Raw genomic sequence first — 21,670 nt, forward strand, 5'->3', positions numbered from 1 at the left:
GAGTAAATTCGTATGGATTACAGAACTTTATTACAGGAAGAAAATGATGCCGTAAGGGAACGCTACCAATTATCCATGGAACGGATTAAGGCCATGGGGACAGAAGAGATGAGGCAGCCTTACGGCAGTTATTTTAAGAAGACAGCTGCATTCATCCTGCAGGTGGGGGAAGTGGTCAGGAGAAGATGGGAAGAAGGCGGGGCAGGTCATGCAGACATGGACCTTAAAGGACTTAGGAGGGAAAACCATGCCCTGTATGAGGACATCCTGCCTGAAAACTATGGGGAGAGCTATGCCAATCCCGACTATGCGGTCAGCCGGCTTTCAGATGGAATGGGACAGCTGCTGTCATTTCTCTACACGGAAATACGCGCCGACATCGTGTATGCCTTTGAGATGCGGCTGGCCCATATGACCATCCTCAGCGAGGTATTCCTGGAGGTCTATAACCTGTTTGTCCTTGCATGGGAAGAGGGCAGGGAAGCGCCGGATAAACAGGCGGTCAAGGACGCCCTGTACTGGTTTGTCAGCGATTACACGGACCTGACTGTTACCTGGCGGGTGCGGGAGGGCCTGGACCCCGGCCTGTCCTTTGCCAGGGAAATCGTCATGGACAGTGATTTAAGCAGCCCGGGGTATCTGTATCAGTACGGTGAATATATATCGGATACCGAGTTAAAGGTGGCATCCTTTATGAACAGCCTGCCCCAGGAAACCATTGACAGGATGGCGGACACATATACCGAGGGCTACCGCAAAGGGTTTGAGGTCATGGGCCGGGACCTGTCTAAGAAAAAGACAGTGGTGGTGGAATACCAGCTGGGTTTTGAGCGGATGATACGGAAGGCAGTGGAGAATTTCCGCGCCATGGGCCTGGAAGCGGTTTTCTACCGGGCGGCAGTGGAGTCCGTGAACCGCAGGCCTGGGGGGAAACGCGGTTATTATGGGACTTCGGCCAACCGGCAGTATGATTATGACCACCGCTATGACAGCGCCCTGTATATGGGCAATGGTTTTAAGGAACGCAGGCTTTCTGTCCTGAAGGCTGCCTATGAGGAGTTTAAGGAGCTGGCTTCCTGGTGCGCAGGACCGGCCCTGGTGGAGACATTCGGAGAGGCAGGATTCACACCAATCAATAAGAAAACCGCCCTGGCCCTGAATGGACATCAGGAGGAGCTGACCGTCTCTTATGCCAATGAATCCAGGCAGGTCGTGAACCAGTATATGCCCGGGGATGAGACCAGTTTTACCATCATTGCATTTCCAAAACCTGATATCGGGCCGGATTTTGAGGAGATATTCAGGGAGACCATCCGGATTAACACCCTGGATTACGGCAAATACCAGCGCATCCAGCAGCATATCATTGACGCCCTGGATCAGGCCGGGCATGTCATCATAACTGGCCGGGATGATAATGAGACCTGCATGAAGGTGATGCTCCATCCTTTGCATGACAGAAGCAGGGAAACGAATTTTGAGAACTGTGTTTCCGATGTGAATATTCCGCTGGGAGAGGTATTTACCTCCCCTGTCCTGACCGGGACAGAAGGGCTTCTGCATGTGCGCAATGTGTATGTGGGGGATTATCAGTTCAAAAACCTTAGGATGCGGTTTAAGGATGGAAGGGTCACGGAGTTTTCCTGCGGCAATTTTGAAAAGGACGGGGCTGCCGGGGACGGGTCTGCCCGCGGTGAGGCTTCCCAGGATGAGGCTGCCCAGGGCAGGGCGTTGGTGAAGCAGGTGATCATGCACAATCATGAGTGGCTGCCGCTGGGGGAATTTGCCATCGGCACCAACACGGCTGCTTATGCCATGGCCAGGAAGTTTGGCATTGGAGATAAACTGCCCATCCTTATTGCGGAGAAGATGGGGCCTCACTTTGCAGTCGGGGATACCTGCTACAGCTTTGCAGAGGATTCGCCTATGTATAACCCGGATGGCAAGGAAATCATTGCCAGGGATAATGAGATATCCCTTCTGCGCAAAGAGGATATGTCAAAGGCTTACTTCAGCTGCCACACGGATATTACAATCCCTTATTCCGAACTGGGGGATATCAAGGCCGTGGGGGAGGACGGGCAGGAGGTTTATATCATCCGGCAGGGCAGGTTCGTGCTGCCGGGCACCGGTGAACTGAATGAAGCGCTCTCATGATATCAGGACCGGTTGATTTACGGACCGGCATCAGGCTTTAAAACCATCCAGGTAAGACTGTACCAGATCTGCCATTTTCCCGATATGTATACCATCCACAAAAGAATGGTGTACCTGGACGGAAAATGGCAGTTTTATCCTGCCGTCCTTTTCGTAGAATCTTCCCCAGTCAAACAGCGGGACGGCATTGTGGCGGCTGCCGGAATCCGTATGGGAAATATGGGTAAAGGATACCCAGGGGAAAGGGGAAAACTGGAATATGTCATTGCCCATGGGGCCGGTAAAATATTCCTTCTGGTTCCTCACTGTTTCGGCGGCAAGGGCCACGTATTCCTGCAGGGTATCCTGCATGTCCACATTGACTACTTTAAACAGTTCCGTATCAGGAACCAGGTATGTGAATGAGGTGTTGATCCTATCAAGGACAGCAGGCTTCCCGTCCACGAACCGGCACCGGAACGCCTCTACCTGATTGGCACACCTGGTAACGGCATATATCATGGAAAAGGTAAAGGAGTATCCTTTCTCCTTAATCCACGGAAGGAACTGCGTGATGTCAAGTTCAAATGTCACACAGTACTGAGGCTGGGGAATGCTGCGGAATATCTCATAATGCGTGGCCCTGTCCCAGGTTGGCACGTCAATCCAGTTTATCTTTGGTTCTCCCATCTTTGCATACCTCCGTTATGAATGATTTATGATATGGATTATACGCCTAAAGACATAGTATGTCAATCAGACATAATATGTCTTTGGGCGCGGTTTTCCTGTTGGATTTACCCGCCGCGGCACAGTGGTGTGCCGGTGCACGCCTTACTCCATGTCCAGTTCCTTCATGGCGTGCATGATATGGATCTTCATGGCATTCCTTGCGCCCTCGGCATTGCGCTGGTCCAGGAATTCCATGATCAGCCGGTGGTCCGTGACGGTGTCCTGCAGGGCCTTGGCGCTGCCGGAGGCCAGGCAGACGCCCTTGGCAATGGCCTGGTACAATATGGGCATTAACTGGTTCATGAATTCATTGTGGGTTGCCTGGGCAATGGATTTGTGGAACCCATGTTCATCGCCGGTCCTGTCCTGCCCGTTCATTATCTCTTCCTCAATCCTCTTTCCATATCCCATGATGCGCCTGATTTCAGCATCCGTGCCTCGGACAGCAGCCAGATAGGCGGCCTCGGGCTCAAATATGAGCCGCATCTCATAGAGGTCCCTGGCATTGACCTTTACGGCTGTCAGGGATTGGAGCCCCGGGGATTGGGGCAGGGTATCCCTGGTTACATAGGTGCCCCTTCCCCGCTGGATTTCCAGGACGCCGTATGCGGTTAGTATTTTGACTGCTTCCCTTAATGTGGTCCTGCTTATATTCAGTTCTTCTGCCAGTTCTGTTTCATTGGGCAGCCTGTCCCCGGTTGAGAAACGTTTTTCAACGGTTATCATGGATAATATGGATTCGGCTGCGTTCTGTGAGAGCATTTTATCTTGATTCATCTTACCACCTGATTCTTTTTTGTTATTATACTATTTTTATCATTGCATGTATACGGGCAAAGGTAAAAAACAGAGTGGATATGGCAAATGCACAAAAAGATGTGTCGGCAGAAAAATAAAATGGATAAATTGACGGATAGGTATTGACATATGCCTGGTTTCTGCATATAATATAGCCATACTTAATTAATAAAGTTTATTTATTAATTGCGTGGTGAGGAGATGCGGATATGGCTGAGATGGTAGGGACTCCCAGAATGATTAAGCTTTTGAATAAGGATGTGATAGAGGGCATCATCAAGGTGAACGGCCCCATCACAAAGCCGGAGATTGCAAGGCTGACCAACTTAAGCCTGGTGACGGTGAACAAGACCGTTGATATCCTGGTAAAGGAGAATAAGGTAAAGCTCAGCAGCGTACAGGATTCATCGGTTGGGCGCAGGGCCCAGTATTTTGAGATAAATGAAGAGCTGCATTATATCATAGGGCTTCATTATGACTGTAATATGTATATAGGCGCGGTGTCAAACAGCATAGGGGATATCATATACAGGAAGGAATTTCCCGTAAGGCCGGATTCCTATGACCAGGTGATGGAGGACACGTACAGTGCCCTGGATGTCCTGTGCGGGTTCTGCACGGGCCATGAGATTGCGGCCATAGGTCTTGGCGTGCCGGGTGTGGTGAAGGACGGGGTCGTGACCAGCATCCCAAACATCCCAAGCTGGGAGGGCGTGGATGTTGCCCATGTCCTGGAAGAAAAGTACGGCGCGCCGGTGCTTCTGGAGAATGACATCAATCTGGCTGCCATGGGCGTGTATTATGGGCAGTACAAGGAGAAGGTGGACAGCCTGGCCCTGGTATACCTGGAACAGGGGATTGGTTCCGGTCTGATACTGGGAAGAGAGCTGTTTAAAGGTTCCACTAACTTTGCAGGAGAGCTGAGCTACCTGCCGGTGAGCCAGGGGGTGGGACGGCAGGACGGGAACAGCCGGTACAAAGGGGATTTTGAACATACCATGAGCCATCTGGAAGAGGAAATCAGACAGAGCAGCGGCACACGCAGGAAAGAACTTAAAAGCCTCTTAAGGCGCACGGTTGCAGGCGGGCTTCTCAGCATCATCTGCGTCATCAACCCGGAGGTGGTGGGACTGGTGTGCAGCCAGATTTCAAGGGCGGATGTAAAGGGAATTGAGGATTTGTTAAAAGAATGCATTGGCGAAGAGCATGTTCCCAAGCTGATTAAGCTGGATGATATCAGGGAGCAGAGCATTTATGGTCTGATTGGCATGTGTATCCGTGAAATTACGCCGACCTACTCTTTGTCAAGCAGGAAACGGGGATAAGGAAATGGCTGATTATATACTTTCCGTGGACGGCGGAGGAACTAAGACGGAATTCTGCATCAGCGATATGGAGGGCCATATAAAAGAAAGCGTGGTGGTGGGATGCAGTAATTATAAATCCGTGGGCCTGGGAGCGGTGGGTGAAAGCTTTCAGGCAGGATTGAACCTGTTGGAAAAGAAAGGAATACGGCGTGGCGATCTGCGCTGCAGCGTCTGGGGAATCTCGGGATGCGATTCAGAACATGATTTCGCCCTGGTACGCGCGGTCCTTAAGGATCTTGGGATTGACGGGAAAACGTGTTACCTGTGCAATGACGGCATACTCGCCTACTATGCCCAGGCCATGGAGCCCGGGATGGTGGTGATTGCCGGGACTGGTTCCATCATTCTTGGAATCGGCAGGGACGGGGAATATAAACGGGCCAGCGGATGGGGATATAATATCAGCGACATCGGTTCCGGGTACTGGATTGGGGCCGAGGCCCTTAAGCATACGCTGCTTTACTGCGACGGCTGCGGTGAATATTCACCGTTTTACGATTGTATCAGGGAGTATTTTAAGGCAGACAGTTTTGAACACCTGCCCTACGTGGTTACGGAGGTAACGGATTATTATGAGATTGCCAGGCTGGCCGAACTGGTGACAGAGGAGGCCGGACGCGGGGAAGAGGTGACGCTTGGGATATTAAGGCATGGGGCGGAGGTAATTGCACGGCTCATGGGCAGCATCCACAAGCGGATGGGATTTGACGGCGGCACGGAACTGAACATTGTTTTTTCGGGCGGTGTGCTGAAAAGCAGGATTTACCAGCAGCTGATTAAGAATGAGCTGGCACGGCAGATCCCGCTGGAGCATGTTGCATTTTCCCTTCAGAAAAATGCGCCTGCTTACGGTGGCATACGTCTGGCGCAGAGGATATTGGAGCAGAGGACGCGGGAGAAGGACGCAGGGACAAGGCAGGCTCTCAAGGGAGGATTCTCATGAATAAACAGGAAATCATTGTCCAGATTTCAACCGGAGGTTATCTGGAACATAAGGTTACCCATGACGCGGTGTGCGGAAGGCTTAAAGCGCTGCTTGAAACAATTGCGGTCAGCAAGGTAATCATCGGCTGGTCCTGCGACCGGGAATTATATGAACATGTCATCCGGTTCCTGAAACAGCATGGCATTGAATGTTATCTGTGGCTTCCCGTGTTTTCGGAGACAGGGATATTAAAGGCAGATACCGGGAAGCTGATTGACGATACAGGCAATGAGGTGAAGAGTTACTGCCTGTCGGAAGGAGAGAATTTTGAATTCTACTGTCCGGAACAGCAGCGCAATATAAGGGCATTCCTGGAGATTTACGAGGAGAATTTCGAAGGCCTTGGTTTTGACGGGGTGTTCCTGGACAAAATCCGCTATGGGTCATTTTCCAATGGTCTGGGCGGTGTGTTCAGCTGTTTTTGTCCGGCATGCAGGAAGCGGTACCGGGAGTATGGGATTGATGTGGATGAGCTGAAACACCAGATGGGACTGGTGCGCGAAGGCGCCGGGGGATATGGGGAGCATGTCCTTGGGATAACTGCTTATGATCAGGGGAATTACACGTTCCTACACCCTGTATGGGAACCGTTTTACAGGAAAAAGGCAGAGGATATCGCAGGGGCGCTAAAGCCGGTGACCCGCTATTTCCGCCAAAGGGGGATGAAGGTGGGGATGGATACATTTGCCCCGTACCTGGCGTATTTTGCAGGGCAGGACATGAAGCTGCTGGCGTCCATGGCGGATTTTATCAAGCCCATGATGTACCGCATCACCAATGCCCCGGCAGGGATGCCCTTTGAGACGGACTGCCTGATCCGGGAAACGGTGCAGGGGAATGGGATGCAGATGGAAGGGGATGCCAAAACCAGGGCGCGGAACGCTTTTTTTGAAATACTGGGGTGCCATGACACTGGAACAGGGGCATTTGACCTTAATTTTACAGCCAGGGAGCTTACATATATGGCCGGCCTGGGCGTGCCGGTATACTGTGGGATTGAGGTAAACAGCAATGAGGCCGCACCGTCCAATCCGGGATATCTGCGGGAGACCATGGAAGGCCTGAGGCTGCTGGATATGGAAGGATACGTCCTTTCATGGGACCTGATGTGCGCCACGGATGGGAACCTGGCCGCGGTCCGTGGGTGTCTGGACCCAGGACCGGCTGCTGAAAGACCGTTTTGACAGGGGGAGGTTGGATATGGAATATATTCTGGAAATGAAAGACATTCATAAAAGCTTCGGCCCGGTTAAGGTTCTGGAAGGCATTGATTTCTCCCTGGTACAGGGCGAGGTAAGGGCTCTTCTCGGGGCCAATGGAGCCGGTAAATCCACATTGATTAAAATCGTGGGCGGCGTACACAGCCAGACCTCAGGTGAGGTGTTCTTAAAGGGCAGGAAGGTGGCGTTTAAGAATGAACATGACTCCAAATCCCATGGAATCAGCATCATTTACCAGGAACTGAGCCTGGTGCCTACCCTTACGGTGGTGCAGAACATGTTCCTTGGGCGGGAAAGCGCTGGGGCAGGCGGGTTTTTAAAGAAGAAGGAAATGTACCGGGAATATGGACGCATCTGCAAGGACTTTGATTTTGACATTGACCCGGATACAGTGGTGTCCCGTCTCAGCATTGCCAAGCAGCAGATGGTGGAGATCATGAAGGCGGTATCATGGAATGCGGACCTTGTGATCATGGACGAACCCACCACCTCACTGACCAATAATGAGAAGGAAGGCCTGTTCCAGATTATCGGGCGGCTGAAGGAGATGGGCAAGAGTATCATATACATCACCCATATACTGGAGGAGGTGTTCCGTGTCTGCGGCAGCGCCAGCATCATGAGGAACGGGAAACTGGTGGGAAGCTATGATATCGGGGAACTGACAAAAGCAAAGATAACCCAGCTGATGACAGGCAATACGGACAGCCGGATCAAGGATTCCAAGGATTACCACTACGCGGATTATAATGCTGGCCCCGTGCTGGAGCTTAAGGGCGTGTCCAGGGGAAATGTGGTCAGGGATGTGAGCATGAAGGTACATAAGGGCGAGGTAGTGGGGCTGGCCGGGCTGGTGGGTTCCAAACGGACCGAGACAATTAACCTGGTTTATGGGATTGACCGGAAGACAGGGGGAGAAATCCTGGTGAACGGTAAGGCTGTGGATATCCGGTCGCCCCAGCAGGCCATTGCCCACAGGATTGGCTATATACCCGAGGACCGGAAGAATCTGGGCCTTATACTGGACCAGGAGATTTATAAAAATGCAACCGCGGTGCAGGTAAGCAGGTTCAGGAGGCATGGATTCCTGGACAGGAACCAGGAAATCCATTTTGCAGAGGACGGGGTCAGCAAGCTGGGAATCAAGATAAACAGCGTGACCCAGAAGGTCAAGGAATTAAGCGGAGGCAACCAGCAGAAGGTTGTTGTCTCAAAGTGGCTGGGACAGGACATGGATTTAATCATCTATGACGAGCCCACCAAAGGTATTGATATTGCAGCCAAAGAAGATATATTCCGTACCATACAGGATTTTTCCAGCCAGGGCATAGGGGTCATCTTTATCTCATCAGACCTGGAGGAGGTAATCAGGGTATCTGACCGCATTATAGTGATCCGGGATGGGATGGCTGTCTGTGAGATGGAGAACCGGGATCTGACGGTGCAGGATATCATGAATAAGATATTTAATGTTTAGCGGGGTGAAGAATATGTCTGATGGGAAACGTATGAGGGAAAAGATAAATTTAAGAGAGTATGGTGTGGTCATCGGCTTCCTGGCCCTGTGTGTGATGATAACCATAGCAACGCCGGCATTTGCAAGCCACAAGAATATATTGAACCTGCTGAGGCAGTCCTCCATTATCGGCATCATATCAGCGGGAATGACCTTTGTCATCATATCCGGGAATTTTGATATATCCGTGGGAGCGGTGGCAGCCCTTTCAGGGGCAGTGATCATGAAGCTGGCAACTTCAGGTGTGAACCTGTTCCTTGCCATGATACTGGCGCTTGCCGTGTGCGGGGTAATCGGAAGCATTAACGGCTTTGTGGTGGCTAAGATAGGGATTCCTTCCCTGATAACCACCATGGCCATGGTCAGCATTGTGAAAGGCTCCATGCTGATGCTTACGGGCGGGTACCCTATCACTGAGACATTTGTGGTGCTGGACGCCATTGGCAATGGCTACCTGATGGGGATTCCGGTCCCTGTGGTGATATTTGCGCTGACCGTGCTGGGGGCCTGGGTCGTGCTCAGCAAAACGCGGTTCGGGCGGTATGTGTATTCGGTGGGCGGCAATGCGGATGCCAGCAAGTTAAACGGCATTAATGTGGACGCGTACAAAATAAAAGTATTCATCATTAACGCGGTGCTGGCAGGACTGGCGGGCATCGTGCTGGTGGGAAGGATGGGCACGGCCAGCCCTGCGGCCGGAGACGGATATGATATGGACGCCATTGCATCGGTGGTAATCGGCGGCACATCAGTGGCAGGCGGTTCCGGTTCAGCGCTTAAGACGGTAATCGGCGTCCTGATGATGAGCGTGATTAATAACAGCTTCAATCTGCTGGGGGTGGATATGTATTTCCAGTACATATTCAAGGGACTAATCATCCTGATTGCAGTGGGATTTGATTCTTACAGCAAGAAAAGGCTTGCTACAAGATAGAAAAAAGTATTTTGAAAGGAAAAGGTGAGGATTATGAGGAGAACAGTAAAACGTGCAGTAGCAGTGGGGATGGCATGTGTGATGGCAGCAGGGCTGGCAGGATGCACCAGTTCCGCCAATGCCACCAAGGCGCCGGAGACAACGGCAGCGCCGGCTGACCAGGCCCCGAAGACAGAGGTGGCAAAGACAGAAGCAGGAAGCACCGGGGAAGACACCAAGGCGGCTGAAACCACAGGGGAAAAGAAGGATTATAAGATAGCGGTACTGCTTCCGGGCCCCACGGGATATTTTGTGGCAACCAAAGAAGGCGTGGATGCTGCCGCAGCCGAATACGGGGTTACCATTGAGTATGCGGATGCCCAGTGGGATGCATCCAAACAGCTGTCACAGGCAGAGGATTTCATGGTTAAGGGAGTTGATCTGATTGCACTTTGCTGTGTGGATTCTGGTTCCGGTGAGAAAATAGTTAAATCCGCCCAGGAATCCAACATCCCGGTGCTGGCATTTACCAATGCCATTGGCTCTGAGGAAACCGGTGAGTATGCGGGGCTGGTATCCTATGTAGGACAGAACGAGGTCAATACAGGCGCTGTTACGGGCGAGATTGCAAAGAACCTGCTGGGCGAGGCAGGCGGCAAGGCAATCCTGATTGAAGGCGTTCCCGGGACCACGCCACAGATAAACCGCAAGAAGGGGCTGGAGCAGGCCCTTAAAGGCAGCAATATCGAGATTATCTACAACCAGACCTCCAACTGGGAAAAGGAGCAGGCATTAAAGATTGTGGAGGACCTGATTCAGAAGAAGATGGAATTCAATGTGGTCATCTGCCAGGATGACAACTCCGCAACCGGCGCAGGCCAGGCGCTTAAGGAAGCCGGGATGAAGGAAGAGGTTAAGGTAATCGGACTTGGCGGAAGTAAGGACGGACTGCAGGCGGTCAAGGACGGCGTGATTGACGGAACCACTTATATGTCGGCAGTGGAAGAAGGACATCTGGCCATTGAGACATCTGTTAAGTATCTGAACGGTGAGAAGGTGGAGCCGGTAACGGAAATCAGGCAGGTGGAAGTCAATAAGGATAATGTGGACACATTTAAGGGCGAGTGGTAAGAACCTGGATTGTCCCGCCATTGATTGGAATCATGAAAGGCATCCGCGCGGCGCCATGAGGGCTTACAAAGCAGTGGTATATCACGATTAAAGTGTGGATTTTTTAAAAGGACTGTCGTTATCAGCGGCAGTTCTTTTCATTCTATGGTAAAATAAAATCATAATTACCCGCATTACCCCGAAAAGGCGGATATGAATCCGTATCCTATATTAGATGGAGGTGCAGGATGGGAGGAGAACATGCAATCGTTCAGATGGTATACAGGGCAAAAAAGGATGCGCTGGCTGCCGATGAACTGATTTCCCAATACATGAATTTCATACGGTCTGAGACAGCCAGGCATACCCACGCCCTATCTTCTGAGGGCAGGGATGATGAGCTTAGCATTGCCATGTTTGCATTTTATGAGGCTGTTCAGGGATATCAACGGGAGAGAGGCAGTTTTCTTTCCTATGCTTCTGCTGCCATCCGCAACCGTCTGGTTGATTATCATAGAAAAGAGGAACGCCACCAGGGGACGGTTTCCTATGACGCGCCATCAGGGGACGGGGAGGAACAGCCGCTTTCTGACAGGATTCCTTCCGGGGAAGACGGGATGAAGCAATGGACGGTAAGGGAGGCCACCAAGGAGGAACTGGAGGAATTTGCAAGCAATCTTATGGAATATGGCCTGAGCCTGTCCGAGGTGGCGGATAATTGTCCGAAGCAGGAACGCACGCTGGCTGCCTGCCACAGGGCATTGCAGGCAGCCAGGGAGCATCCGGGAATCCTGGAGCGGTTTGTGAAAAACAGGCGGCTGCCCCTGGCGGAACTGACCGCTGTTTCAGGAGTCGCAAGAAAGACCCTGGAACGGCACCATTCCTATATGATGGCTATTTTACTTGCATATACAAATGGTTACGAGATTATCCGGGGACATCTTTGTCAGATATCCAGGGGAAAGGAGGCGTCCATATGACATATCTGGTGATGGAATGCCATCCCGCATACGCAGTGGTGCTGGATCAGGCAGGCCGTGTCATAAAGGTGGCAAATATGGGGTATGAGGTGGGGCAGAAGGTGGATTATGTCATTGAACAGCAGCACAGGCCGGCTCTGCTTCCAATGAGGGTTGTATCCATGGTGGCTGCGGCCTGTCTCTGCCTTGCCGTTCTGGGAGGAGGGGGATATGGGGCCTGCTTCCTCCCCTACGGAACCGTGCACCTGACCATCAATCCGGATGTCCGGATGTACGTGAGTTACATGGACCGGGTAGTGGGGCTGGAAGGGCTGAATGAGGATGGGGACAGACTGATTGATCAGGTGCCCTACAAAGGAAAACATGCAGAGGAAATCACAGGGCTTCTGGTTGGACGCGCCGTGGACATGGGGTACCTGACTGATGGCGGAACCGTGATGGTCAAAGCAGATGGGGGCAGCGCACGGTGGAAACAGAAGCGGGAATCCGACATCGGCAATGGACTGAGGCAGCAGTTTGAAGGCAGGATGGAAGTGGAGATAAAGGTAGGGGACGATGCAGGGGATAGGAAGGATACGGACGTCAACAACCGGACCCCTGGGCAGGAGGTCCCGGTGGGCCAGCCCGCGGCCCGCCCTGCAGCCAGCCATCGTCCTTCTGTACCCGCCCGTCCGGCAGCCGCCCCGGCTGTGCCAAAGGATGCTGAAGAGGTGGAAAAAAATCCGGGGGGAGGCGGAACGGGTGACCGGGATAATAGGGATGACGAGGATGACGGCCGGGATGATAGGGATAAGGACGATGGCGGCCGGGATGACGAGGATGAAGAAGACGGCCGGGATGACGGGGATAAAGAGGATAGAGGCCGAAATGACCGGGATGAAGAAGATGACGGCCATGATGATGAGGATGAAGAAGATGGCGGCCGGGATGACGGGGATGAAGAAGATGGCGGCCGGGATGACGGGGATAAAGAAGATAGCGGCCGAAATGACCGGGATGAAGAAGATGACGACCATGATGAGGAGGATGAAGAAGATGGTGGCCGGGATGGTGGGGATGAGGAAGATGATTAAGGGATAATCATTATGCAAAACAAGGATTATATGGAAGGGAAATGTAATGGAACAATTCGATGCACAAATCAAAAAGGACGGTTCAGACCGTCTGACGATTATGGAAATCCCGTTTGATGCAAAAGCGGTATTCCGTAAACCTAAGGGAACCATTTATGTAAGCGGCACAATCAATGGCATAGGGTACCGAGGTATATTATTATCCCGCGGCAATGGTAAATTTATCATGGTTTTAAATAAGGCGATGCAGAAGTCCATCGGGTTTGACGGGCAGGCCATGACTGCAAGGGTTACCATGTCCTGTGAGGATTTGGATGCTGTCAGGGAGGACCATGAAAAAATGGCTGATATCACAAGTGATATGGATGTGCTTACTGCCATAAAGACACGGCAGAGCATACGGAAATTCACCTCCAAGCCAGTCAGCCAGGATATGGTTAATGCCATTCTTTGCGCGGGCATGCACGCTCCTACGGCAAAGAATAAGCGTCCGTACCATTTTATTATGATTAGGGACAGACGTGTCCTGTCAATGCTGGCCCGGCACAATTCAAATGCTGCGATGATGGAAGGATCGGCAGGGGCAATTGTTGTCTGCGGAGATAAAAATATTGAAGGGATACAGGAGTTCTTATATGCGGATTGCGCGGCTGCCACGCAAAACATGCTGCTCAGTATCCATGGATTAGGACTGGGAGGCGTCTGGTGTGGCGTGGCGCCTAATTCTGATTGGAGAAAATTGTGCATCCATCAATTAGGACTCCCTCCTAAGCTGGAACCCATTTCCGTGATTGCTTTTGGCTGGCCCGACGAAATAAAGGAATCATGTAACCGATGGGAATCTGCCAAGGTTCATTATGAAAAATGGTAGCTGATTGCAGATATGGGGATTTATGTCCGGAAAAATAAATATAAAAAAATCATTTCTACCCCGGTTTTAAAAATATGCTTCCGTAATCTATGTATATAAACAAAATCAATCACAGATTACAGGAGGAAAATGAATATGTTAAAAAGAAGATTAAACAGGGCAGTCGTATTTGCATGTGCCGCCATATTGGCAGCAGGGGCAGCAGGAGCAGGAAATACAGCCTTCGGGGCCCCGTCTTACAGGGCATCAAGCAATAAGGAGGAGGTGAAGGGGCGGATTCTGGTGAGCGGGGGACCGGATATATCCATTTCCTATGATAAGGATGGTACGGTGCTGGAGATAAAAGGAATTGACCGGGACGGTAAAAATTTCCTGGAAGGACAGGAGGGATATGTGGGCAAAAGCTGTAAAACAGCAGTGGGAAGACTGGTCAGACGCCTGGATGAAAAGGGATGGTTCGGTGAACATGCGGACGGTTCCAGAAAGAGCCTGGTGGTAAAGGCTGAAAAAGGCTCTGAGTACCCGGACGACCAGTTTATGAGGGAGATAGAGGATGAAGTCCGTGACGTTGTAAAAGACCGGGAAATCAATGTGTATATCAAGGTTGTGGGAACCCATTCATTGGATGGCAAGGGGTATATTGACCGGGAAACAGCTGAGAAAATTGTATTGGAACAGTTTGGATTAAAGGCAGACAGCCTGAAATTCAAGGAATATGAACTGGATGACGGGGTTTATGAGATAGAGGTAGTGATTCAGGGGGTTGGGCATGAAGTGGAACTGGACGCGGTAACCGGTGCAGTCCTGGATATTGACAGGGACGATGACCATGATGGGCGTTATGATGACGATGACCGCGATGACGACCGTGACGATGACCGGTATGACGACCATGACGATGACCGCGATGATGACCGTGATGACGACCATGACGATGACCGGTATGACGACCATGACGATGACCGCGATGATGACCATGATGATGACGACAACGACAATGACCGCGATGACGACTGATACATCACATTAACGGAACATTTTGCAGAAACAGATGATCTGCAGATATATCAATCAAACAAAGGGTTGAGGGAATACGGATTAAAGGAACAGGAACGGCATACTGGGATTCTGGTATGCTGTTCCTGTTTGTTTTGCATCCATTGGGTGGCATGTTCTATTTTGATTTATCCCCCTGATTTATGCTATTCTGATTTTCCTATCCGCCAAAAGATTGTTTTGCACTCCTTTCGGTGAAATCAAAGATTTGTCACCGCCTGTGTTTTTAAATATACTGAAGATATCAAAAATGATTGTAACAGGGAAATGGAAAGGAGAGGCTGTATGAAGAATATTCTGCTTGCCTGCGGAGCAGGCGCTTCCAGCGGATTTATCGCGCAGAAGATGAGGAAGGCGGCGCAGAAACAGGGACTGGAGGTCAGTATCCGTGCGGTAAGCGACACGGAAGTCATGGAGAACATCGACGGGGTGGGTGTACTGCTCATTGGTCCGCATCTAAAGCATAAGTTTGCGGAAATTGAGGAGGAGGTCGGCGGGATGGGCGTGAAAGCGGCCATTATTGACCGGAAGTCTTATGCAACGCTGGACGGGGAAGCTGTACTGAAACAGGCGATGGGGTTAATGGAATAGGAGGAACGGTATGGAAAAGTTTATGAACTGGATGAGCGATGTGGTCGCTCCCAAAATGGAGGAACTGACGGGGAATGCATGGCTTTCTGCAATGCAGAAAGCCATCATCAAGACACTTCCCATGGTATTGGTGGGATCACTGATTACTATATACAACGTGCTTCGAAACTTCATACCGGCGTTGCCGGTACTTACCGCGCTTCGAGATTATACCTTCGGGTTGATTTCCCTGTTTATGGTATTTCTAATCCCCTATTATGTGTTGGAACTGAAAAAAAACAACAAGATGAAGCTGATTGCCGGATTTACCGGTGTGGCGTTATTCATGATTCTCGTGAACCCGGAGATTACTGACACAGGGTATGTATACCAGTTTTCAGCTTTTGGCGCAGGGGGTATGTTCGTTGCAATTGTGGCGGGTCTGTTTACTGCATTTGTCATGAACCTGTATGCAAAATTCACCTTTTTTAAGGAGGATTCCGTAATACCGGATTTTGTGAAGGAGTGGTTCGATTCCATGCTTCCAATCGCTACGGTGGTGCTGATTGGATGGCTGGTGGTCATCCAGCTTCACTTTGACATGTATGCGTTTATCGTGAATTTCTTCTCACCGTTAAACAGCATTGCGCAGTCCCTGCCGGGCATGATTCTTCTGTATCTGATTCCAACTATCCTGTATTCCATGGGAATCAGCGGGTGGGTATTCCAGCCCATCTTAAATCCAATCGCGCTGGTGGCAATCACGGCCAATGCGGATGCGCTGGCGGCGGGCCTTGGCGCTTCACAGCCGTTTACCAATGAGGCGGTCTATGCATGGCTCAGCCTTGGTGGTCGCGGTGCAACGCTGCCTTTATCATTTATGCTGCTATTCGCGGCTTCCAAGCAGCTCAAGGCTCTTGGGAAAGCTTCAATCGTGCCAAGCCTGTTAAATATTAATGAACCGGTAGTGTTCGGGTGCGTGGCATGGAACCCGCTTCTGATGATTCCCATGTGGATTACGGCAATCGTGCTTCCGGTAATTACCTATCTGGCGCAGGTGACCGGTATGGTGGCGATTCCGGTGGAAGTGTTCAATATGTGGTACTGCCCGGTATTCATCAGTTCCTGGCTGGTCAACCATAGCCTGTCCGGGCTGGCTCTGACTGCCATAAACCTGGCGGTGGCGGCGATGATCTTCTTTCCGTTCTTCAAAATTTATGACAGGCAGCAGTTGAAGCTGGAGCAGGAAGAAAATGAGTAAGGATAAGGAGTTTGCTATGAGTGAGATTATGAACAGTTATGAGGAAGAAAGAGAAAAAATGGCGTCCGTCGCCATGCAGATTGTGATTCACGCCGGGGATGGCAGGAATCTGATTATGGAAGCGCTGGACTGTACCGCAGAGGGGAAGTATGACCAGGCGGAGGATAAGCTAAAGGATGCGAAAGAGGAGTTGCGCCAAGCACATATCTTTCAGACCGAGATTGTCCAGTCCGAGGCAGCAGGAAAGAAATATGAGTATTCCCTGTTATTTACCCATGCCCAGGACACGGTGATGACGGTTTGTACGGAAATGAATCTTGCCCGAAAGATGATTACCATGTACAGGGAGCTGGACAGGCGTTTAAACGTGCTGGAGAAAAAGGACGGGGGCAGGTATGATTAAGGTGCGGCGGGAATTTCCGGAGGATTTTTTGTGGGGTGGTGCGATTGCTGCAAACCAGGCGGACGGAGGTTTTGGGGAGGGCGGCAAGGGGATGTCCATTGCCGACTTCCATCCTTACCAGGATATCAAGAACCGGGATGACAGGAAGGAGGACAGCACCATCCGAAACGATGAAAGTGTCCTTGTGACCAAGCCGGGGCTTTACTATCCAAAGCGTCACGGGATTGACTTCTACCACAGGTTTGAGGAGGACCTGGGTCTCATGGAGGAAATAGGGCTGAAGGCTTTTCGCACTTCGTTTGATTGGAGCAGGATTTATCCCAATGGAGATGATAAAAAGCCCAGCGAGGCAGGACTTGAATATTACAACAGGCTGATTGCCTCCATAAGGAAACATGGCATGGAGCCATTCATGACCCTTTCGCATTATGAAATGCCGGTGAACCTAGCGGTAAAATACGGGGGCTGGATGAACCGCAGGCTGGTGGGACTTTTTTCCAGGTACTGCGAAACACTGTTTGAGCGGTATCATGGGCAGGTGCGTTACTGGATTGTGTTTAACCAAATTAACCTGACCACGTTCAATTCCCTTGGAATCCTGGGAAACCGGGCAGAGAATTTCATGCAGGCGCAATATCAGGGAATCCATCACCAGTTTCTGGCCTGTGCCAGGGCAAAGGAACTGGCGGGGAGATACGGTGGGGAGATTCAGGTAGGGACCATGCTTAGCGATAAGCTGGCCTATCCGGCGACCTGCCGTCCGGAGGATATGCTTTTTAATACTAGGAAAAATCAGATGCAGTATCTTTTCCCGGATGTACAGTTTAGAGGATATTATCCCGGCTATGCGATGAGGTTTTTTGAAGATAATGGCATCAGTCTGGTACTGGGGGAGGACGATGAGCGTATTCTGCGAGAGAACACGATGGATTTTCTTTCTACCAGCTATTACTATACAAAGGTCAATGACGTCTCAAAAAATACTTTTGAGCCCATGGACAAATGCTCCAACCCGTATCTGGGGAAAACCCAGTGGGGGTGGGAGATTGATCCGGTGGGGCTTCGGGTGAATTTGAACAATTATGGGGACCGCTATCCCGGTGTGCCCATCTATATCACGGAAAACGGCTGTGGGGCGGTGGATAAGCTGGAGCCGGACGGGACCGTGCACGACCCGTACCGCATCGAATATCTGAAGGAACATGTAATCCAGATGCAGGAAGCCATAGCGGACGGCGTGCCTCTGAAGGGATATCTGATGTGGACCCCAATTGACATCGTCAGTTGTTCTTCGGCGGAGATGAAAAAACGGTATGGATTGATTTATGTAGATTTAGATGATGAGGGAAACGGCAGCGGGAAGCGGTACCGCAAGGACAGCTTTTACTGGTATAAGCAGGTGATTGATTCTAATGGTGAACGTTTATAAGCGGGGAGAGTCCACAAAAAAGATGGGATACTAACAAAAACAGGGAGTGACAGATACATGGAGAAGCAGAGAATAAAAGCGGTGTGCTGCGCGGCGTCAGCGGGAGGTATGTGGGGGACAATCGGTCTGTTTGTCAGTCTTGCCGGGCGCCATGGCGTCCACTCCCTGGAGCTGACCGTGGTACGGATGGTAATCGGGGCAGCGGCTTTAGGGATAACGCTGCTGCTTTTAGACCGAAAGCTGCTTCGGATTAAAGTGTCGGATTTTCCATGGTTTGGAGCTGCGGGAATCTTGTGCCTGCTGCTTTTTAATGTCAGCTATGGAATTGCCATTGAAAAATCCTCTATGGCAGCGGCAGCGGTTCTTCTATATACGTCCCCCGTGTTTGTGACCGTCATTGCGGTGCCGGTATTCGGGGAGCGGATTTCCGGCAGGAAGCTGACGGCGGTCCTCCTTGCCATCACAGGCTGCGCCTTTGTGTCGGGAATCATGTCGGGAAATGTGACATTTCCGGCTGCTGCATTTTTCTGGGGAATCCTGGCCGCATTCGGATATGCTATGTACAGTATCATAGCAGGTGCGCTGCTGAAACGTTATCATGCGCTGACGGTACTGTTTTACGCATTCTTTTCGGCGGCCTGTGCGGGATGCTTTCTTGCAGATATGGGACATGTGGTGTATAGTATTACTCAAAAGCCGCAATTAGTACCAATTTTGGCAGCTGCGGCGTGTGTTTGCAATATTTTTTCCTATCTGCTTTATAATACGGCGCTGAAATACATGGAGCCGGGCAGCGTGTCGGTCATTGCATCGGTGGAGCCGGCCGTGGCCGCCATTCTGGGGGAGCTGATGCTGGGGGAGCATATGGGATTCTTTGGCGTGGCAGGTATTTTGTGCATTCTGGCTGCGATTGTTGTGTTAAACGGCCGGACAGGGAGAAGGGCATATGAGAGAAAAACATCTGGCGCTTATCCGGATCCTTGTGAATCGGGAGGAGTGGATGACGGCAAAACAGCTGTCCCTCCAGCTTCACATTTCGGAGCGCAGTGTGAAGAATTATATAGGGGAAATAAATTATTTTGAAACTAATCTGATTGAAGGTTCCAGAAAAGGTTATAGGATACAGCGGGAGCGGGGGCGGGAACTTTTGGGGAAACAGCAGCAGGCGAGCCTGCCGGAGACGCCGGGAGAACGGGTTAACTATATGATTGCGCAGCTTCTCACAAATGACAGTGAAAATGGAGGAGGCATCGACCTCTATGATATCAGCGAGGAAATCTTTGTAAGTTTAGAGACGCTTAAAAAGGATTTAGTCAGAGTGAGGAAAAAACTCAAGGAATACGGGCTTTATGCCAATGTGGCAGGTTCGGAGGTAACGCTGGAGGGGAGGGAGCTGGACAAGCGCCGTCTCTTAAGCGGCATTCTCTACGAGGAGTTCAATAAGAATATAATGAGCCTGGATATGGTGCAGAAAGCATTTCCGGACTATAATATGGAACTGCTTCGGGATATTGTTCTGACGGAATGCAAGCGGTATCACTATTTTATCAATGACTACGCCATGGTGAACCTGATTCTGGATTTGGTCGTCAGCATGGACCGGATACGGAAGAATTGCACATTCCGCACCCATGTGGCGGAAAAACACCGGTATGGAATCCGTGAGACAGAGTTTTCCGGGAGGATTGCAGGCCGGATCAAAGAGGCGTTCGCTGTTCGGTTTACGGAGTTGGAGATGGAGGAGCTGACCGCACTTCTGGTGAGCCATCTGATGAAGGTGGACTATGATACCTTAAACCGTGATAATATCCAGGACTTTATTGGGCCGGAGTGTTCAAAAATCGTTGGAAAGATTCTGGATTATCTTAATGAGAATTATTTTATTGATACGGAGAATGATGAGTTTGTAGTGAAATTTTCCGTTCATATCCACAATCTCTTAAGGCGTCTGGATAATGAATATTCCACCAAGAATCCGCTGACAGAGCATATCAAGAATTCCTGCCCGCTGATTTTCGAGTGCGCAGTGGGCGTGGCAAACTGCTTAAGCCAGTTGACGGGATACCGGGTGGACGAGGATGAGATTGCCTATATCGCTCTGCATATCGGCGGAAATCTGGAAACCTGGGAGAATCAGAAGGACAAGCTGGGCTGCGTCCTCCTGTCCCCGCAGTATTATGATTTGGCAGATATCATGATGGAAAAGATTGAGGGAAGCTTTTCTGAGGATCTGGTGGTCAAGACAGTAGTTACCAAGCCGTCAGAGCTTAAGCAGGTGCGCAGGGAGGAACTGATTATCTCCACCATAGCAGTCGAGCCGGAAGAGGGGCAGCAGGTGGTGCAGGTCAATCCATTTCTGCACGAGAGGGATCTTGCCGCAATCCGGAAAAAGATTGCAGAAATGAAGCAGGCTGGAAAGCAGAAGCGTCTGCGGGAGATGCTCTTGCAGATTACTTCCCCTGAGCTGTTCTGCAAAAATGGGGATATGGGGGACCGGAAACAGGCGCTCACCCATATGGTACGTGCCCTGGAAGAAAACGGTTATGTGGAAGAGGGCTTTATGGCGGAGGTAGAGGACCGGGAGGCTCATTCCTCCACGGCATTTGGAAGGCTGGCTGTGCCGCATTCTTTGAAAATGGAGGCCAGCCGTACCGGAGTATATATCCTGCTTAGTGATAAGCCGATTTCCTGGGGAGAGCATATGGTGAATGTGGTGCTGCTGTTTGCAATCAACCGCCGGGACAGGGAGCTGTTCCATGAGATATTTGACAATCTGATTGTGCTTCTTTTGGAATACCAGAGCCTGGAAAAGGTGCTTGGCAGCAATAGCTATGAGGAATTTATTGAGGCGATACTGATGTGTGAACCGATATAAAGGGAGAGAAATAGGATGAAGGGATACCGGTATGTGATTACGAACCCGGAAGGGCTTCATGCAAGGATTGCTGTAAATCTGGCGAAAATCTGCCGCGATGCGGAGGGCCGGATTGTGGTGTCTGCCGGAGACAGGAAGGCGGACGGGAAGGAAGTTTTTGCAGTGATGAATCTATATGCTGTGAAAGGGGATGAGTTGGTATTTCTGGTGGAGGGTGGAGACGAGGAGGAAATCTTGCGGCAGATTCAGGAGTTTTGCGTTTCACAGCTTTAGCAGTCAATCATAACCGGAAGATATTTGGAGAGAGACACTCGGGATATCTTCCGGTTTTTTGTTATGGGCTTTAGCCTGTTGAGTATGTCGGAGTTTTTCGTG

General features: G+C 50.8%; 20 protein-coding genes. 18 read left to right on the top strand and 2 right to left on the bottom strand.

What is annotated here, in order from left to right; translation table 11 throughout:
* Positions 1-12 precede the first annotated feature (12 nt).
* Complete coding sequence (locus DWX59_RS26305; protein ID WP_117563117.1) at positions 13-2,157, top strand: aminopeptidase; 2,145 nt, start codon at positions 13-15, stop codon at positions 2,155-2,157.
* Positions 2,158-2,187: 30 nt separating this feature from the next.
* Here the strand turns inward: DWX59_RS26305 and DWX59_RS26310 are convergent, their stop codons facing one another.
* Together DWX59_RS26310 and DWX59_RS26315 are read right to left on the bottom strand one after the other, a co-directional pair.
* Positions 2,188-2,826: a CatA-like O-acetyltransferase gene (locus DWX59_RS26310; RefSeq protein ID WP_117563118.1), complete on the bottom strand. Its 639-nt coding sequence runs from the start codon at positions 2,824-2,826 to the stop codon at positions 2,188-2,190.
* A gap of 144 nt (positions 2,827-2,970) precedes the next feature.
* Complete coding sequence (locus tag DWX59_RS26315; protein ID WP_117563119.1) at positions 2,971-3,645, bottom strand: FadR/GntR family transcriptional regulator; 675 nt, start codon at positions 3,643-3,645, stop codon at positions 2,971-2,973.
* Positions 3,646-3,875: 230 nt separating this feature from the next.
* Here DWX59_RS26315 and DWX59_RS26320 point away from each other — a divergent pair, with 230 nt between their 5' ends.
* The 17 genes from DWX59_RS26320 to DWX59_RS26400 all read left to right on the top strand — a co-directional run bounded on the left by DWX59_RS26320 (position 3,876) and on the right by DWX59_RS26400 (position 21,568).
* Positions 3,876-4,991 (top strand): ROK family transcriptional regulator, encoded by a 1,116-nt coding sequence (locus DWX59_RS26320; protein ID WP_117563120.1) that lies wholly within the window; start codon positions 3,876-3,878, stop codon positions 4,989-4,991.
* Positions 4,992-4,995: 4 nt separating this feature from the next.
* On the top strand, positions 4,996-5,976 hold the full coding sequence (locus tag DWX59_RS26325) for a BadF/BadG/BcrA/BcrD ATPase family protein (RefSeq protein ID WP_117563121.1): 981 nt from the start codon (positions 4,996-4,998) through the stop codon (positions 5,974-5,976).
* Positions 5,973-7,202: a hypothetical protein gene (locus DWX59_RS26330; RefSeq protein ID WP_117563122.1), complete on the top strand. Its 1,230-nt coding sequence runs from the start codon at positions 5,973-5,975 to the stop codon at positions 7,200-7,202. The genes DWX59_RS26325 and DWX59_RS26330 overlap by 4 nt, the downstream gene beginning before the upstream one ends.
* A gap of 16 nt (positions 7,203-7,218) precedes the next feature.
* A complete protein-coding gene (locus tag DWX59_RS26335) occupies positions 7,219-8,715 on the top strand; it encodes a sugar ABC transporter ATP-binding protein (protein ID WP_166460311.1) in 1,497 nt (498 codons plus the stop codon).
* A 31-nt stretch (positions 8,716-8,746) separates the two neighbouring features.
* Positions 8,747-9,688, top strand: a complete 942-nt coding sequence (locus DWX59_RS26340; protein ID WP_117563140.1) for an ABC transporter permease — start codon at positions 8,747-8,749, stop codon at positions 9,686-9,688.
* 33 nt (positions 9,689-9,721) lie between these two features.
* A complete protein-coding gene (locus DWX59_RS26345) occupies positions 9,722-10,798 on the top strand; it encodes a sugar ABC transporter substrate-binding protein (protein ID WP_235845201.1) in 1,077 nt (358 codons plus the stop codon).
* 227 nt (positions 10,799-11,025) lie between these two features.
* Positions 11,026-11,757 carry a sigma factor gene (locus DWX59_RS26350; protein ID WP_117563124.1) on the top strand — a complete coding sequence of 244 codons (732 nt, stop codon included), beginning with the start codon at positions 11,026-11,028 and terminating at the stop codon, positions 11,755-11,757.
* Positions 11,754-12,830, top strand: coding sequence for an anti-sigma-I factor RsgI family protein (locus DWX59_RS26355; RefSeq protein WP_117563125.1), 1,077 nt, complete (start codon positions 11,754-11,756; stop codon positions 12,828-12,830). Before DWX59_RS26350 ends, DWX59_RS26355 begins: the two co-directional genes overlap by 4 nt.
* A gap of 46 nt (positions 12,831-12,876) precedes the next feature.
* The gene (locus DWX59_RS26360) at positions 12,877-13,701 is read left to right on the top strand and encodes a nitroreductase family protein (protein WP_117563126.1); all 825 of its coding nucleotides are present in this window, start codon (positions 12,877-12,879) and stop codon (positions 13,699-13,701) included.
* 135 nt (positions 13,702-13,836) lie between these two features.
* A complete protein-coding gene (locus DWX59_RS26365; RefSeq protein WP_117563127.1) occupies positions 13,837-14,718 on the top strand; it encodes a PepSY domain-containing protein in 882 nt (293 codons plus the stop codon).
* 324 nt (positions 14,719-15,042) lie between these two features.
* Complete coding sequence (locus DWX59_RS26370; RefSeq protein ID WP_117563128.1) at positions 15,043-15,348, top strand: PTS sugar transporter subunit IIB; 306 nt, start codon at positions 15,043-15,045, stop codon at positions 15,346-15,348.
* A 10-nt stretch (positions 15,349-15,358) separates the two neighbouring features.
* Positions 15,359-16,588 carry a PTS sugar transporter subunit IIC gene (locus DWX59_RS26375; RefSeq protein WP_117563129.1) on the top strand — a complete coding sequence of 410 codons (1,230 nt, stop codon included), beginning with the start codon at positions 15,359-15,361 and terminating at the stop codon, positions 16,586-16,588.
* Complete coding sequence (locus DWX59_RS26380) at positions 16,581-16,991, top strand: PTS lactose/cellobiose transporter subunit IIA (RefSeq protein ID WP_227117020.1); 411 nt, start codon at positions 16,581-16,583, stop codon at positions 16,989-16,991. Before DWX59_RS26375 ends, DWX59_RS26380 begins: the two co-directional genes overlap by 8 nt.
* The gene (locus tag DWX59_RS26385; protein ID WP_117563130.1) at positions 16,984-18,420 is read left to right on the top strand and encodes a glycoside hydrolase family 1 protein; all 1,437 of its coding nucleotides are present in this window, start codon (positions 16,984-16,986) and stop codon (positions 18,418-18,420) included. Before DWX59_RS26380 ends, DWX59_RS26385 begins: the two co-directional genes overlap by 8 nt.
* 57 nt (positions 18,421-18,477) lie before the next feature.
* Positions 18,478-19,503 (top strand): DMT family transporter, encoded by a 1,026-nt coding sequence (locus tag DWX59_RS26390; protein ID WP_117563131.1) that lies wholly within the window; start codon positions 18,478-18,480, stop codon positions 19,501-19,503.
* 688 nt (positions 19,504-20,191) lie between these two features.
* On the top strand, positions 20,192-21,295 hold the full coding sequence (locus tag DWX59_RS30305; protein ID WP_390417718.1) for a BglG family transcription antiterminator: 1,104 nt from the start codon (positions 20,192-20,194) through the stop codon (positions 21,293-21,295).
* Positions 21,296-21,310: 15 nt separating this feature from the next.
* A complete protein-coding gene (locus tag DWX59_RS26400; RefSeq protein ID WP_117563133.1) occupies positions 21,311-21,568 on the top strand; it encodes an HPr family phosphocarrier protein in 258 nt (85 codons plus the stop codon).
* The last annotated feature ends 102 nt before the right edge of the window (positions 21,569-21,670 follow it).

Origin of the sequence: Enterocloster aldenensis (genome assembly GCF_003434055.1) — a bacterium.
In the GTDB taxonomy this organism is placed as follows: Bacteria; Bacillota; Clostridia; order Lachnospirales; family Lachnospiraceae; genus Enterocloster; species Enterocloster aldenensis.

Coding starts and splice junctions, on each gene's coding strand:
- DWX59_RS26360 (WP_117563126.1), top strand. CDS start 12,877: ATGGAACAATTCGATGCACAAATCAAAAAGGACGGTTCAGACCGTCTG.
- DWX59_RS26350 (WP_117563124.1), top strand. CDS start 11,026: ATGGGAGGAGAACATGCAATCGTTCAGATGGTATACAGGGCAAAAAAG.
- DWX59_RS26375 (WP_117563129.1), top strand. CDS start 15,359: ATGGAAAAGTTTATGAACTGGATGAGCGATGTGGTCGCTCCCAAAATG.
- DWX59_RS26400 (WP_117563133.1), top strand. CDS start 21,311: ATGAAGGGATACCGGTATGTGATTACGAACCCGGAAGGGCTTCATGCA.
- DWX59_RS26330 (WP_117563122.1), top strand. CDS start 5,973: ATGAATAAACAGGAAATCATTGTCCAGATTTCAACCGGAGGTTATCTG.
- DWX59_RS26355 (WP_117563125.1), top strand. CDS start 11,754: ATGACATATCTGGTGATGGAATGCCATCCCGCATACGCAGTGGTGCTG.
- DWX59_RS26320 (WP_117563120.1), top strand. CDS start 3,876: ATGGCTGAGATGGTAGGGACTCCCAGAATGATTAAGCTTTTGAATAAG.
- DWX59_RS26340 (WP_117563140.1), top strand. CDS start 8,747: ATGAGGGAAAAGATAAATTTAAGAGAGTATGGTGTGGTCATCGGCTTC.
- DWX59_RS26390 (WP_117563131.1), top strand. CDS start 18,478: ATGGAGAAGCAGAGAATAAAAGCGGTGTGCTGCGCGGCGTCAGCGGGA.
- DWX59_RS26305 (WP_117563117.1), top strand. CDS start 13: ATGGATTACAGAACTTTATTACAGGAAGAAAATGATGCCGTAAGGGAA.
- DWX59_RS26365 (WP_117563127.1), top strand. CDS start 13,837: ATGTTAAAAAGAAGATTAAACAGGGCAGTCGTATTTGCATGTGCCGCC.
- DWX59_RS26370 (WP_117563128.1), top strand. CDS start 15,043: ATGAAGAATATTCTGCTTGCCTGCGGAGCAGGCGCTTCCAGCGGATTT.
- DWX59_RS26325 (WP_117563121.1), top strand. CDS start 4,996: ATGGCTGATTATATACTTTCCGTGGACGGCGGAGGAACTAAGACGGAA.
- DWX59_RS26310 (WP_117563118.1), bottom strand. CDS start 2,826: ATGGGAGAACCAAAGATAAACTGGATTGACGTGCCAACCTGGGACAGG.
- DWX59_RS26345 (WP_235845201.1), top strand. CDS start 9,722: ATGAGGAGAACAGTAAAACGTGCAGTAGCAGTGGGGATGGCATGTGTG.
- DWX59_RS26380 (WP_227117020.1), top strand. CDS start 16,581: ATGAGTAAGGATAAGGAGTTTGCTATGAGTGAGATTATGAACAGTTAT.
- DWX59_RS26315 (WP_117563119.1), bottom strand. CDS start 3,645: ATGAATCAAGATAAAATGCTCTCACAGAACGCAGCCGAATCCATATTA.
- DWX59_RS30305 (WP_390417718.1), top strand. CDS start 20,192: ATGAAGGTGGACTATGATACCTTAAACCGTGATAATATCCAGGACTTT.
- DWX59_RS26385 (WP_117563130.1), top strand. CDS start 16,984: ATGATTAAGGTGCGGCGGGAATTTCCGGAGGATTTTTTGTGGGGTGGT.
- DWX59_RS26335 (WP_166460311.1), top strand. CDS start 7,219: ATGGAATATATTCTGGAAATGAAAGACATTCATAAAAGCTTCGGCCCG.